The sequence below is a fragment of the Mesorhizobium sp. M0715 genome (assembly GCF_040320355.1).
Taxonomy (GTDB): domain Bacteria; phylum Pseudomonadota; class Alphaproteobacteria; order Rhizobiales; family Rhizobiaceae; genus Mesorhizobium.
This window is the reverse complement of the sequence record NZ_JAMYPL010000036.1, coordinates 21643-35838: the sequence shown is the minus strand read 5'-3', so window position 1 is coordinate 35838 and position 14196 is coordinate 21643. Positions and strand designations below refer to the sequence as shown.

Annotated in this window: 10 protein-coding genes and 1 tRNA gene; 7 read left to right on the top strand and 4 right to left on the bottom strand. The window is 61.2% G+C overall.

Annotation, left to right across the window (positions count from 1 at the left end; genetic code table 11):
- The first annotated feature begins 132 nt into the window (after positions 1–132).
- Positions 133–522, top strand: a complete 390-nt coding sequence (locus NKI21_RS29535; RefSeq protein ID WP_352721765.1) for a DUF427 domain-containing protein — start codon at positions 133–135, stop codon at positions 520–522.
- Positions 523–561: 39 nt separating this feature from the next.
- Here the strand turns inward: NKI21_RS29535 and NKI21_RS29530 are convergent, their stop codons facing one another.
- The 3 genes from NKI21_RS29530 to ppdK form a co-directional block, all read right to left on the bottom strand.
- Positions 562–1302 carry a polysaccharide deacetylase family protein gene (locus NKI21_RS29530; protein ID WP_352442764.1) on the bottom strand — a complete coding sequence of 247 codons (741 nt, stop codon included), beginning with the start codon at positions 1300–1302 and terminating at the stop codon, positions 562–564.
- A gap of 169 nt (positions 1303–1471) precedes the next feature.
- Positions 1472–2575, bottom strand: coding sequence for a glycosyltransferase family 9 protein (locus NKI21_RS29525; RefSeq protein WP_352868744.1), 1104 nt, complete (start codon positions 2573–2575; stop codon positions 1472–1474).
- 118 nt (positions 2576–2693) lie between these two features.
- On the bottom strand, positions 2694–5372 hold the full coding sequence (gene ppdK, locus NKI21_RS29520; RefSeq protein ID WP_352868741.1) for a pyruvate, phosphate dikinase: 2679 nt from the start codon (positions 5370–5372) through the stop codon (positions 2694–2696).
- A 223-nt stretch (positions 5373–5595) separates the two neighbouring features.
- Between ppdK and NKI21_RS29515 the strand changes: the two genes are divergently transcribed.
- The 4 genes from NKI21_RS29515 to NKI21_RS29500 all read left to right on the top strand — a co-directional run bounded on the left by NKI21_RS29515 (position 5596) and on the right by NKI21_RS29500 (position 9502).
- Entirely contained in the window at positions 5596–5940 is a 345-nt protein-coding gene (locus tag NKI21_RS29515; protein ID WP_352868738.1) for a VOC family protein, read from the top strand.
- Between the two features lie 128 nt (positions 5941–6068).
- Positions 6069–6143 (top strand) — tRNA-Gln (locus tag NKI21_RS29510).
- A gap of 227 nt (positions 6144–6370) precedes the next feature.
- Entirely contained in the window at positions 6371–8461 is a 2091-nt protein-coding gene (locus NKI21_RS29505; protein WP_352868735.1) for an O-antigen ligase family protein, read from the top strand.
- Positions 8462–8629: 168 nt separating this feature from the next.
- Positions 8630–9502: a phytanoyl-CoA dioxygenase family protein gene (locus NKI21_RS29500; RefSeq protein WP_352868732.1), complete on the top strand. Its 873-nt coding sequence runs from the start codon at positions 8630–8632 to the stop codon at positions 9500–9502.
- An 89-nt stretch (positions 9503–9591) separates the two neighbouring features.
- Here NKI21_RS29500 and NKI21_RS29495 read toward each other — a convergent pair whose 3' ends face one another.
- Complete coding sequence (locus tag NKI21_RS29495) at positions 9592–10491, bottom strand: LysR family transcriptional regulator (protein ID WP_127290810.1); 900 nt, start codon at positions 10489–10491, stop codon at positions 9592–9594.
- A 128-nt stretch (positions 10492–10619) separates the two neighbouring features.
- Here NKI21_RS29495 and NKI21_RS29490 point away from each other — a divergent pair, with 128 nt between their 5' ends.
- On the top strand, positions 10620–12257 hold the full coding sequence (locus tag NKI21_RS29490) for an ABC transporter substrate-binding protein (protein ID WP_023808574.1): 1638 nt from the start codon (positions 10620–10622) through the stop codon (positions 12255–12257).
- A gap of 672 nt (positions 12258–12929) precedes the next feature.
- A complete protein-coding gene (locus NKI21_RS29485; RefSeq protein WP_352868728.1) occupies positions 12930–14162 on the top strand; it encodes a polysialyltransferase family glycosyltransferase in 1233 nt (410 codons plus the stop codon).
- Positions 14163–14196 lie beyond the last annotated feature (34 nt).

The window sequence follows — 14196 nt, the reverse complement described above, 5'->3', positions numbered from 1 at the left end:
CAAGTATCTCGAGGGTTCCAAGGCGCGATCCATCGGCGTCGGCCCGGCAAGTTTTGCGTACTGGATGGCGATAGCGGCTTGCACAATGCGCTTGCGCGACACACCTTAAAGTCGACGCAAGGAGAGCCCCGCATGGATCAGATCGCCAACCCCGCACCCGGTTTCCAACGCAACCCGGACAAAATCATCACCATCGAGCCCTATGCCGGCACCGTTACCGTGCGTACCGGAGACGTGGTCATCGCTTCAACAGCGAAGGCCAAGGTGCTGACCGAGGCCCCCTATCCGGCGGCGTTCTACATTCCGTTCGCCGACATCGATTTCGGCAAGCTCGGCCGCACCGACCACTCGACCCATTGCCCCTACAAGGGCGATGCAAGCTATTGGAGCGTGCTGCCTGCCGGCGAGACCGGCCAGAACGCCATGTGGGCCTACGAGCGGCCTTTCGACGAAATGGCTGAAATCCGCAACCACGGCGCATTCTACGCCAGCAAGGTCACGATCGAAGCCAAACCAGACTGAGCCCACCCCGAAGGCATCGAGCTCCGCTCGGCTGGCCAGTCACTCCGTCGTGCCGTTGTTGCCGATGCCCTCGGCATCGTCGAGCCGCACAAAGGTCAAGCCCTTGGCCTTGAGCGCCAGCAGCCCCTGCACCACGCCTTCGCCGGCCGCATGGGTCGGCTGGTTGATGTGCGAGATGATGACGTCGCCGTCCTTGGCCGCCGCGATGCGCCGGGCGGTTTCCTTGGCGCCGAGCAAAGAGCCACCGTCGCCGTTTATCGAGAAACCCGCGACCTTGAAGCCAAGCTTGCGGATCATGGCGATTGCCGACGGGCTGTATTCGGCGGTTGCGCCACGGAACCATTTCGGTGCCGGCTCGCCGGTCCCGGCAAGAGCGGCGGCTCCCGATTCGACCTCGGCCAGCACCGCGTCCGGGCTGCCGGCACTGCGGATGCCATAGATTTTCCGCGGCGTGTCGACCGCCGGAATGTGGTGGCCGCCGTGATTTTCCAGTTCGAACAGATCGGGATGCGCCCGCATGATCTCGACAGCGGCGGCATTTCGCTTCAGCCAGATGCCGGTGACGAAAATGGTGGCGGGAATCTTGTTGTCCACCAGCGCCGAAAGGATCCGGTTGTCGGTCTGTCCACCGCACGCGTCAAGCGTAAGCGCCACGCGGCCGGCTCCGCTCGCCTGCGACTTGATGTGCAGCGTCGGCTCGACGAGCGGCGCGGCATGGCTGGCGGATGCCATCGCCCACAACATGGCGATCATACAGAGATTTTTTTGCAGTAGGCGCATCAAACCGATTCCCGGACCCGTCATTTCAAGCAGGCATCCCAACGACCCGCATGAAGGCGGAAATCGGGATGGTGCATAGCTGAAAAGCGCTCCGCGACAATGTGACCGTTCCTGTGGGCGACAGGTCATTCCACCGCGTCGAGAGCGGTCGTGCATGCGGCGCATGATCTCAGATGGCGTGTTCCAGTTTCATTTCGGTGCGCGAAAGAACCTCGCGCACCGCATCGACCACAGGCTTGACCTCCAGGCCCCAGACGCAGCATGCTTTGCTCGGATCCGGCGCGCGGCAGAGGTTTTCGGCCATGCAGGCGCAAGGCATCGGCGGCTGGAGCGAGATGCTGGGCACGCCGACGGGACCCCAGCGCGACGGCTCCGTCAGACCGAACAATCCGACAACCGGGGTTCCGGTGGCTGCGGCCATGTGCATCGGGCCGCTCTCATTGCCGAGAAACAGCCGAGCCTGTTTCAGCAACGCCAGCAGGCTTTCAAGCGACAGGTCACCGACGAGATTGACGACCGAGGGCGCGGTTCTGGCGACGATACGTTCGGCGATCTCGCGCTCATCCGGGCCGCCCACCAGGACGACATCCAGGCTGGTCTCGCCGGCAATCTCGACGATCACTGCTGCAAACCGCTCCGGCTGCCAACGTCGGCCCTCGAAGCTTGCACCCGCATGCACGGCGATGAATGCGTTTGGCCGCAGATGGTGCTTACCCAGCAGCGCCAATGCTTTCGCCGTCTCCGATGGCAGCGGCTGAAGGTTCGGAATCACCGTGCGAAGTTCGATGCCGAGCGCTTCGAGCGGCGAGAGGTAGCGGTACAGGAAATGCTGACCATCAAAGCCGTAGGGCTTGGCAAAGACATTGGCGGGTTGCCGCTCCAACATACGCAAGGGTCTTTCGGAAGGATTGTAACCGACACGGGTCTTGGCGTTGACGAGCCCGGTGACCATGCGCGACGTCTTCGAATCGGTCAGGTCGATGGTCAGGTCGAAACGGAAGCGGCGCAACGCCCGCACCATGGCGTAGAGCTCCTTCCCGCGCTCCAAGGGCGTTCCGCGCATGCGGTCGCGCCTGAATGCGACCACCTCGGAAGCGATACCATGGGCCATGACGAAGCTCTCGAAGCGGGCCTCGCACAGAAAGACGATGCTGGCGCCGGGGAATTCGAGCCGCAGGTTTTTGGCGAGCGCCGAGGCGAGGACGAGATCGCCTATGAACTTGGTTTGGACGACCAGGATCGAGTGGAACGGCGCGGGAGAAATCTGCAGCATCTGTTTCCGGGAGCAATTTGCGGATGGCCGCAAATTGGGCAGGAACAATGTCGAGATTACGCGACGCCGCCAGCACGTTCGCGTGAATTGCCTTACAAAACGGTAAGCTGGATGGATCCTATCGGCGGCCTGCCTTCGCAACCAGCACCGCTGCCTGCGCGGCCGCCAGCCTGGCGATCGGCACGCGATAGGGCGAACAGGACACGTAGTCGAGGCCGACCTCTTCGCAAAAGCGGATCGAGGACGGATCGCCGCCATGTTCGCCGCAGATGCCGAGCTTGATGTCTGGCCGCGTCGCCTTGCCCTTTTGCGCGGCCATGCGCACCAGTTCGCCGACGCCGTCGATGTCGAGCGAGACGAACGGGTCCTGATCGATAATGCCCTTCTGGCGGTAGGTTTCCAGGAACGAGGCCGCATCGTCGCGCGAGATGCCGAAGGTCGTCTGGGTCAGGTCATTGGTGCCGAAGGAGAAGAATTCGGCCGACTCTGCAATGACATGGGCACGGATCGCGGCGCGGGGGAGCTCAATCATGGTTCCCGTGAGGTAATCGATCTTGACGCCGGTTTCCTCCATGACGCTCTTGGCAACCGCATCGATGCGCGCCTTGACGTAATCGAGTTCCTTCACCAGGCCGACCAACGGCACCATGATCTCGGGGACCACCAGGGCGCCGGCCTTCCTGCCGGCCTCCACCGCCGCCTCGAAAATGGCGCGTGCCTGCATCTCGGCGATCTCGGGATAGGAGACAGCCAGGCGGCAGCCGCGATGGCCGAGCATGGGGTTGAACTCGTGCAGCGCCTCGGTGCGCTGCCTGAGCTTGTCCGGCGACACCTTCATGGCGGCGGCGACCTCGGCCACCTCCTCCTCGGTCTTCGGCAGGAATTCGTGCAACGGCGGATCGAGCAGGCGGATCGTCACCGGCAGGCCGGCCATGATCTCGAACAGTTCGAGGAAGTCCGAGCGCTGCATGGGCAGAAGCTTAGCGAGTGCGATGCGCCGGTCCTTTTCGGTGTCGGCCAGGATCATCTCGCGCATGGCGACGATGCGCTCGCCGTCGAAGAACATGTGCTCGGTGCGGCAAAGGCCGATGCCTTCGGCGCCAAAAGAGCGCGCCATGCGCGCGTCGAGCGGCGTTTCGGCATTGGTGCGCACCTTCATGCGGCGCACCGCGTCGGCCCATTCCATGATAGCGGCGAAATCGCCGGAAAGTTCCGGCTGCAACATCGACACGGCGCCCTTCAGCACCTGGCCGTTGCTGCCATCGATGGTGATGATATCACCCTTGCGGAAGGTCGAGCCCATCGCCATCAGCGTGCCGGCCTTGTAGTCGACACGCAGCGAGCCGGCACCCGAGACACAAGGCTTGCCCATGCCGCGCGCCACCACCGCGGCGTGGCTGGTCATGCCGCCGCGCGTGGTCAGGATGCCTTCCGCCGCATGCATGCCGTGAATGTCTTCGGGGCTGGTTTCTATGCGCACCAGGATCGCCTTGCGGCCCTGCGTCTTCAATTCCTCGGCGTCGCCGGAGGAAAAGACGATCTCGCCGGTGGCGGCACCGGGCGACGCCGGCAGTCCGATGCCGATGACGTCGCGCGCGGCCTTGGGGTCGATGGTCGGATGCAGCAACTGGTCGAGCGAGGCCGGGTCGATACGGGCGACGGCTTCCTCTTTCGTGATCAGTCTGTCCCGCGCCATCTCGACGGCAATTTTCAGCGCCGCCTTGGCGGTGCGCTTGCCGGAGCGGGTCTGCAGCATCCACAATTTGCCGCGCTCGATGGTGAATTCGAGATCCTGCATGTCGCGGTAGTGCTTCTCCAGATTGTCGGAGATGGTGACAAAGGACTGGAACGCGTCAGGCATCAGCTTCTGCAGCGACGGCTTGTCCGAGCCGGCTGCGATACGCGCCGCCTCGGTGATGTTCTGCGGCGTGCGGATGCCGGCGACGACGTCCTCTCCCTGCGCGTTCACCAGGAACTCGCCATAGAGCATCTTTTCGCCGGTCGACGGGTTGCGGGTGAAGGCAACGCCGGTGGCCGAGGTTTCGCCCATATTGCCGAACACCATGGCCTGGACGTTGACCGCCGTGCCCCAGCTTTCGGGAATGTCGTGCAGGCGGCGATAGGTGATGGCGCGGTTGTTCATCCAGCTCGAGAACACGGCTGATATCGCGCCCCAGAGCTGCTCGTGCGGATCCTGCGGAAAAGGCCTGCCGAGCTCTTCCTCGACCTTGGCCTTGTAGAGCGCGATGACGCCCTGCCATTCGAGCGCCGTCAGTTCGGTGTCGAGCTCGTGCCCGAGCCCGCCTTTCTGATCTTCCAAGATTTCTTCGAACACCTCATGATCGAGGCCCATGACGACATCGGAATACATCTGGATGAAGCGGCGGTAGCTGTCATAGGCAAAGCGCGCATCGCCGGAATCGGCGGCCAGCGCCTCGACCGTCTCGTCGTTCAGGCCCAGATTGAGCACGGTGTCCATCATGCCGGGCATCGAGGCGCGAGCGCCCGAACGCACCGACACCAGCAGCAGTTTCGACGGGTCGCCGAACCGACGGCCGGTCAGCTGGCCGATGTGATCGAACGCGACCGCGACATCGGCTTCCAACCCGGCCGGATAAATACGGCCGTTGGCGTAGTAGGCGTTGCAGACCTCCGTGGTGATGGTGAAGCCCGGCGGCACCGGCAGCCCCAGGCTGCACATCTCGGCCAGGTTGGCGCCCTTGCCGCCCAAGAGATTCTTGTCGCTGGCACGGCCTTCCGCCGCACCATCGCCAAAGGTGAAAACCCATTTGGTCATGCATCGCTCTCCGGTTGCAGGAGATTGGAAAGATTGGCGAAACGGAAAGTTCCGCCGGTCCGTCCTTGGAGCGATATGATGCTGCAGTGCGAAAGGCAAGCGCCGGCAAAGCGGTCGGCCTTCTACAATCGATTAAGCAAAAGCCGCGTCCGAAGATGCGGCAAAATGACTTGCCATTCCGAGGTTTTTGGTTTAGAACATAAAGGGAACAAACAGGTGCGCCATGAAACTGCCCGGAAAACTCGAAAATCTGGAAATGCCCGCGACCGGTGGAACGCTGGACCGGCTGAAGGCTTTCTACAGTACTGCCTTTGCCTGGTCGTTCACCGATTATGGGCCGACCTATTCGGCCTTTGCCGAAGGCCTGGACGGAGGCTTCCAGGCAGATGCCGCGGAAGCGCCATCAAAGCCGCTGCCCGTGCTCTACAGCAGGGATCTGGAGCAAACCCTCGACGCTGTCGAAAGCGCCGGCGGCACGATCGTCAAACCGATCTTCCCGTTCCCCGGCGGCCGGCGCTTCCACTTCGTCGATCCAGCCGGAAACGAGATGGCGGTGTGGTCCGAATAGCCCGCTGCATATCATTTGGCAGCGCTGCGTTGCCTGCCCAATTCGAGCGTTCCAACCGTCACTCATAAGGATTGTGCTTTTTGGCTGCTCTGCTAATAACGCGCCGCACAAGCGACTCTGACGGCAATTGGGGCGTCGCCAAGTGGTAAGGCATCGGTTTTTGGTACCGACATTCCCAGGTTCGAATCCTGGCGCCCCAGCCATCTCGCTCAGGTCCGTTCCGGACACATAGGACCCGAGAGTACATTTGCGATCTTCCATGAAGCCGGTCGGTTAATAGTTCGACTGCGTCATAAGTTCAGCGAAACCAACGCCATCGCGGCAAATTCGGGTCAGCATTTGCACATGATCTGGACAGTGTCGCCTTGAACATCTTCCTCTTTCCATACATAGGTCGGCCAGGTGGGTGGCGGCTCAACATGGAACTTCAATGAACCTTCCTATCTTCGCCATCAACCTCGATCGCGAGACCCAGCGCTGGAGCGAATTGCTCGCCAGCGCCGAAGCGGCAGGACTGACCTTGCAGCGCATTGCCGCCGTCGACGGTCGGGCGCTTGCTGAAAAAGACTGGACGGAGATCGATCTGCCAGCCGCGCGCAAGCTGAGCGGGCGCGACATCCTTTCGGGCGAATATGCCTGTTACCGCAGCCATATCCAGGCGCTGGAGGCATTCCTCGCGGGTGGCGGCGCCTATGGCCTGATTGTCGAGGACGACGTCCTCTTCAGCGAAAACACCATACGGCGCATCGAGGCCATCATCGCGGCGGTGCCGGATTTCGACGTCATCAAGCTGACCAACCATCGCATGAGCTTCTTCATGCGCGCCGCCGAGACGACGGAAAGCGACGAGATCGGTCGTGCGCTGCATGGCCCGCAAGGCTCGGCCGCCGCCTATCTGGTGACGCGGGAGGGCGCGCAGGGTCTGTTGTCGGCGCTCGCCGTTATGAAAATGCCATGGGACGTTGCACTCGAGCGCTTTTGGGATACCGGCCTGAAAGTCTATTCGGTCCGCCAAAACGTGCTTGGCTTCGCCGCCAGCAGTGGGATCTCGGGCATAGCCGGCCCCTCGGGAAGCTACAAATCCGCAAGGCTGGGCGGGCCGAGCCGGCTACGTGCCGGGGTGTTGCGGGCCAGCGACGAGCTGCGCCGCCTGCATCACGTCCTGCTGCCGCCCCCTCTGCCGCGAGATGCCCTGGATGATGCCAAGGACAACGCGCCGCGCCACACCTTGCTTCTGTTGCTTGCGGCACTCGCCATTCTCGCTTTGGTCTCCGCGGTGTGGCGCGAGGCCGACACCTACCGCTATGCGGGCCTGGCGCTGGCCCTGTTCGCGGTCATCCGCTGGTTCAGAGTGGATTTGTGGACCTACAGCAAACCGCTGATCGGTTGGGTCGGCTTTCTGTGTCTGGGCTGGTCGCTCTATGTCTTCATCCGACTGGCGATCGTCTATTTCGGCACCCACCAGTTGGGTGGCGCCGAAGGCATTTACATGTTTCCGCTGTTCTACGCGACGACCGGCTTCGCGTTTCTGCTGTTTGTCAGGCAACCCGCACGGCTCGTGCTCTGGTTCATGATCCTCAGTCTCGTCTTCCTGGCTGCGGACACCTTCTATTCGGACATGTTTCAAGGCATCCAACCGGCCCCGTGGCTTTTCAACAATCCCATCCACGCGTCGGTAGCGGCCGGTTTCATCTTCCTCTGCACGCTGCAATTCATGGCCTACTCGGCCCAGAGAACGGACCTCGGGAAAGCAACCAAGAACCTGCATTGGGTCCTGTCGACAGCCGTCCTGCTGCTTGCCCTCGTCAATATCATCGAGATGCGGTCAAAGGGAGTGTGGCTTGCGCTTGCGCTCGCTCTGCTCTTGTTGGCGGTCATGACCCTGGCGAGAGGCCATCGTCGCGAACTGTTGGTTTCGGGTGGCGTGCTGGTGATCGTGGCGGCCGGCATTGTCGCAGCACACAACATCTTCTCGTCCACCGCCGACGATACCATGGCCTTCGTCAAAACCTTGGTTCCGGATGTGTTCAGGCATGGCATCCTCCCCGCCTTCGATCGCGCCATCGCGAGCGATGCGGTGCCACTTGCAGCCAAGGAAAGGCTGATGCTGTGGGCGGATGCGATCAATATCTGGAAACGCCACCCGATCTTCGGAGCCAGTTCCAGTTGGCTGACCGAGTGGGAGAACAGAACCTATCATCCCATGATCTTCAACGTCTTCCACAATGGTTATCTGGAGATTGCCGTGCGCTATGGTGTGGTCGGACTGGCGTTCTTTGCCTTTCTCTACACCTGGTCGGCCAGGCAGGTTCTACTGGCCATGCGAGCCAAGCTTGTCGCTCCGGCCGCATGGTCCTGCTACATCTCCACACTGGTCTTCTTCGCCCTAACCATCCTTACCAATTCCAACAACCGGCTGGCCATGGGTGAGGCCTTCATGTGGTTTGCCGCGGCGTTCGGCTTCTACTGTTTTTATGTTCGCCAGCAGAAGAACCTTGTCGCGCCGCGGACCTATTTTTAGGGCCTGCCGGCGCAGCACGTATCTGACCAGCCGATTGCGACCAATGCACCTTTGACGCCCCGCTCAATTTCCCGATAATCGGGAAAGTCGATGCCAAAATCCATGGCTTATCGCCGGCAACCCCTTCGTTACGATCGACACGGATCACAGACGGGGGTTGTCACGGACATGCTGACGGACAGGCAGGCACGCGAGGCGGTGGAGCAGTACCGCGAGGAAGGATACGCGGTCGTTCGACAATTCGTCGACGGCGACGAGATGATCCGGCTGAAGAAGGAAACCGATGCGGTCTATGCCGAAGGCCTCAAGCATCACGCCACCTTCCGGAACGGCAACCTGAATTTCCAGATCCTGCCTGAATCGGACTTTGGCCAACGCTATGTGCTGCAGGCTTACTGGTTTTCCTGGATCAATTCCTATTTCGAAGCATTCCGCCGCAATCCCGACTATCTGAAGCTGCTCGAGGGCCTGATCGGCCGTGACATAAGGCAGATCGCCCAACAGCTGCACTGGAAGCCGCCCGGCGCCAATGTCACGGGTTATCGCTTCCACCAGGATCTGCGCTTCCGTAACCAGGCCGCCTTCGACAATGTCGCCGACGCCACCGTGACAACAGGCCTCGCGGTCGATCGGGCGACGCTGGACAATGGCTGCCTTCAGGTCGTGCCCGGCAGCCACAAGCTCGGCTATCTCGGCCTGTCGGACGAGGGAACCGGCGAACTGATGAAGGGCCTGACCGCCGAAGAAGAGTTGCGCAAGGTCGGCATCGACCCGGCGACCATCGTTCCGCTGGTGCTGGAGCCGGGCGACCTTGCTTTATGGGGGTTGCTTACCGTGCACGGCTCCTCGCCCAACAAATCGCGGCACGACCGGGCCTTTGCGCTGTCCAGTTATGTGCGGGCCGATACGACGCAACGTGGCGAATGGGCGTTCAGGGACGGTGTTTCGGTGCCGCTCGGCAAGACGCCGGCACTGTGCAAATACGAAAAGCTCTTCGAGGAGCCGGGACCGATGTACGACACCACCGCTTGGTGGAAATGACGCTGCCGCGTCGGGCGACGGGGGCAGAGGGGGCCTGGCGTTCGCGCCAGGCCCCTGACGGCGTTGGCCATGGGCAATCGCGCAGCATTTCAGGCGGTGAAGTCGGCCGACAGTTCGCGGATCAGGAAGTCGACGAACGCGCGCACCTTGGCCGCAATATAGGTGCGGTGCGGATAGAGCGCGTAGATCGGGCTGGAGCCGGGGCGAAACTCATCCAGCTGCACTTCCAGCCGGCCGTCCCTGATCGCAGCGTCGACCAGCAGGCTGGGCAGGTTGCCGATGCCGAAACCGGCGGTGGTCATCTGGTAGGCGGCCTCGACGCTGTTGGTCGAGATGCGCCCGCCGACAGCCGCATCGAAAGGGCCGTCGGGTCCGATAAATGGCCACGTGCCAAGGCGCTTGGCGAAATTGCTCAGCACGCAGGAATGGCTTGCCAGCTCATCCGGGTGGACCGGACGGCCGTTTGCATCCCAATAATCGGGCGTGGCGCAGACATAGTTGCGGACTTCACCAAGCCGGCGGGCAATCAGGGCGGAATCCGCCTGACCGCCGAAGCGGATGGCGACATCGTAGCCTTCCTCGACAATGCCGACGACATAACGCGCGGTGAGGTCGAACTCGATCGTGGTGAGCGGGTTTTCTTCGAGGAATTTCGGCACCAGCTTGGTTATGCGCGTGTGGCCCAGAACATTGGAGCAGGAAACCCGGATCAGGCCCCGCGTCTCCTTGTGCAGGCCGCGCGTCGAATCCTGCAGTTCGGAAATGTCGTCGAGCAGGCTGCGCGCACGCGGAGCATAGTCGCGGCCCGCCTCGGTGAGGCTAAGACGCCTTGTGGTGCGATTGATGAGCCGGACGCCGAGGTCGTCTTCCAGTTCCTTGATGGTGCGGCTGACCGCCGTCGTCGACATGTTGAGATCGCGCGCCGCCGCCGACAGGCTGCCCAGCAGGCAGACTCGATCGAACACCCGCATCGCCGTCAGAAGATTCATCTTGCCTTTCCCTCGCCGTCGCGGCCCCGCCGCCATCGGCTGCGTCCTGTAGAAAACAGCGACCAGCAACGACGCGGCAAGGGCATTCCACCGAATTTGGGCGTAAAATCAACAATGGGAGAACCGATATGACATCCAGACCTCTTCATCCCGCGATCGGCACATTTGCGAAAGGCGCGAAGAGCGGCGCGCTTGGCCGCCGCGAGTTCCTGGCGCTGGCCAGCGCCTTCGGCGCCAGCACGGCGATTGCCTATGGGCTCATCGGTCAGCCGGTCCCAGCACGGGCCGAGGAAGCCGCCCAACCCAGGAAGGGCGGCGTGCTGCGTGTTGCCATGCAGGTGATGGAGCTGGAAGACCCGCGCAAGTTCAAGGTTTCGCAGATGGGCAACATCGCCATGCAGTTTCTCGAACCGCTGGTGCGCTGGAAGCCGGATTTCACCTTCGAGCCGGTGCTGCTGCAGAGCTGGGAGATCAATGCGGACGCCACGGAATATGTGCTCAAGGTGCGCCCGGGGGTGAAATGGTCGAACGGCGACGATTTCACCGCCACGGATGTCGCCTTCAACATCACGCGCTGGTGCGAGAAGGATGCCGCCGGCAACTCGATGGCCGGGCGCATGACCGCGCTGATCGATCCCGACACCAAGGTGGCGCGCACTGGTGCCATCGAGGTTCGCGACGGCCACACCGTGGTCCTGAAACTGTCTCAGCCCGACATCACCATCATCCCCGCGATGACCGACTACCCGGCATTGATCGTCCACCACACCTTCAATCCGAAGGCTGCGCCACTGTCGGCCAACCCCGTTTCCACGGGCCCGTTCGAACTTAAAAAACTCGATGTCGGCGTTGCTGCCTCGGTGCGCAAGCGGCCGGACGGGTCGTGGTGGGGCGGCGAGGTGTTCCTCGACGGCATCGACTGGACCGACTACGGCACCGACTCGGCCGCCACCGTCTCCGCCTTCGAATCCGGTGAGATCGACCTGAATGGGCAGACGCAGTCCTATGACGTCGCCATGCTCGACAGGCTGGGCCTGAAGAAAAGCGAGATCGTCACTGCCGCCACCCTGGTCTCGCGCTGCAACGTCAACGCCAAACCCTATGACGACAAGCGCGTGCGCAACGCCATACAGCTTGCGGTCGACAACGAAGCGGTGCTGCAACTGGGCGCCGACGGCATGGGTATCGTCGCGCAGAACGATCATGTCGGACCGATGCATCCCGAACACGCCGACCTGCCGCCGATCAAACGTGATCCGGTCCGGGCCAGGGCATTGCTCGAGGAAGCCGGCCAGCTCGATTTCGAGTTTGATCTGATCTCGGTCGAAGCCGATTACCGCAAGGAAAGCTCCGATGCCGTCGCCCAGCAGATGCGCGAAGCCGGCTTCAAGGTGAAACGCACCGTCATCCCGGAATCGGCATTCTGGAACGACTGGACGAAGTATCCCTTCGCGACCACCAATTGGAACGCCCGACCGCTCGGCATCCAGACCTATGCGCTTGCCTACCAGACCGGTTCGGCATGGAACGAGACAGGGTTCGCCGATCCCGACTTCGATGCCAAGGTCCACAAGGCCAACGCCATCGCCGATCCGGAGCAGCGCCGTGCGGTGATGAAGGAACTGCAGGTCATGTTGCAGGATTCCGGCATCATCGTTCAGCCCTACTGGCGAAAGCTGTTCTGCCATATGAAACCTGCCTTGATGGGTTACCAGATGCATCAGGCCTATGAGCAGGATTTCACCCGGGCCTGGCTCGCCGCCTGATCGCGGGCAACCCCTCCGACGGACGGCGCATTTTCCGGCGCCGCCCTTCGCCTGCTCACCGGGAAAGTTGCGGCGTGGCGCCGCCCTCAAGAACGGTCGTGGAGCAGTGCGGGCTTCGCATCGGACACGATGCACAGATGCGCCCACACATGCCCTGCCCTGGCAGGTCAGCAGGGACCTCAGGCCGCCACATCAGACCAGCCGGCACACCAAGCATGCGAAACATTCTGGTTTCTGCGTCTGTCATCGTCACACTCCGGTTCACAACTGGAGCTTACTTTTGCCTGACGGCAGCGAAACCCGCTTTCCCCGACAACGACCTTCCCGAAAACCGGGAGAATTCACGCCTGGATGCCAACCGGAAGACAAGACCCGCGGCGGCAGGATCGAGTCACTTGAGCGATCTTGCCGCCTCCTCCTTGTGATCATACCGGATCTTAACAGGCGTCCGTCGCGCAGTTTAGCGGAAATCGCCCGACTTGTTGTTGCGCGGAACTCCGGTCTGTCGCGGACGTTAAGCCCGGCAAGACATTTCTTGCTGAAGCAAGAGCGAGTATTGTGAAGCGGACGCAACCAGTCCCGAGCCACACACGGCCTGTTGGATTTGACGCAATGGTATGTTGAAATGACGGAACAAGCGGAGTTATTCCCATCCGATTTGGAGATTCTAAATTGCCAGTCCGAATATGCTGCGTCTTTGGGACCTGGCAATTGCTCAGCTTGGTTGCCTCACTTCGCCAGTCAATAGCGGATGAAAGCTCGCCGCCGCAACAGGAGCATGAGGACTATCTTGTCCTTTATGAAACGGCCGGCGTTTCCGAGCATTTCAAGACTGATCTTGCTAAGCTTGCGTCTACAGTATGGACCTGGAAACGGATCATATGGGCATACGACCTTCTGACGTCCGAGCGTAAATATGGGCAACTGCAAATTTTCCGGGTCCATCGTCTGATCCGAGACACAATTGGTCTCGACGCGAGTACCGCAGCTGAAATCTGGGCCTGCTTCGTTAACCGGCCATCGGAAAAAATACTGCTGGACTCATACCCGGAAGCCAAGATCGTTTTGTATGAGGATGGCTTGACGTCATACCTTCCATTCGAAATGTCAACCATGTCACGGCCGCCAGGCACCAGGTTTAGACGGCGCATCATCGGAGCCTTGATTGCAGGACTCTCTACAATTTCACCCGCGTTCCGACTGAGGAAAGCGGCCGACAAGATAGAAAGACACCATCTGAGGCGGGTGACAAAGTTTTATTCTTTGCTTCACGAAATCCCCATTCACGATGCTCTGGAGAACGTACCAAGATTTCAGGTCGGCGCTTCGCTGATGCGCGACGTAATAGATGAAGCCTGCAGGGATGCGCTTTCCGGCGGCAAACATTGCCGTGCGTCAGCCAACCCACGGATCCTGCTGCTCGGCCAAGCATTGTCGCGAAACGGCATAATGTCGTACGCGCAAGAGGCGGCGATCTATAGACGAATTGCGGAGCAGATCGTCGAGAGGGGATACGACGTCGTCTGGAAGGAACATCCAAGAATAAGCACGCCCTTCTTCCCCGAATTGCTGGATACGGTCGGCAATGTGACGGCCGACGCCAGCACCAGGATCATGGAGGCGAGCCTCCCACACATATATCCGATAGAGCTTGTCGTATCCCGGATGAACATTGTTGGGTGCGTCTCCGGCACGTCAGCTGCCCTTCTCTACCTGAAGTGGCTTTACGGCATCAAAACATACACATTCGCGGAAACCTTGATCCCCCTGATGACCGGCGCGGATATTCTAATGAGCGAAATGGTGAAAGCCCATGCGGAGCCCTTTTCAGGGCTCCAATCTTTGAACGCAACCAAGGATCCGTTGAAAGGCGGCAGCCCGAACAGGTTGAACACGATCCTCTGAATCCAACTCAGGCAAACTCGATCTGAGACACCAT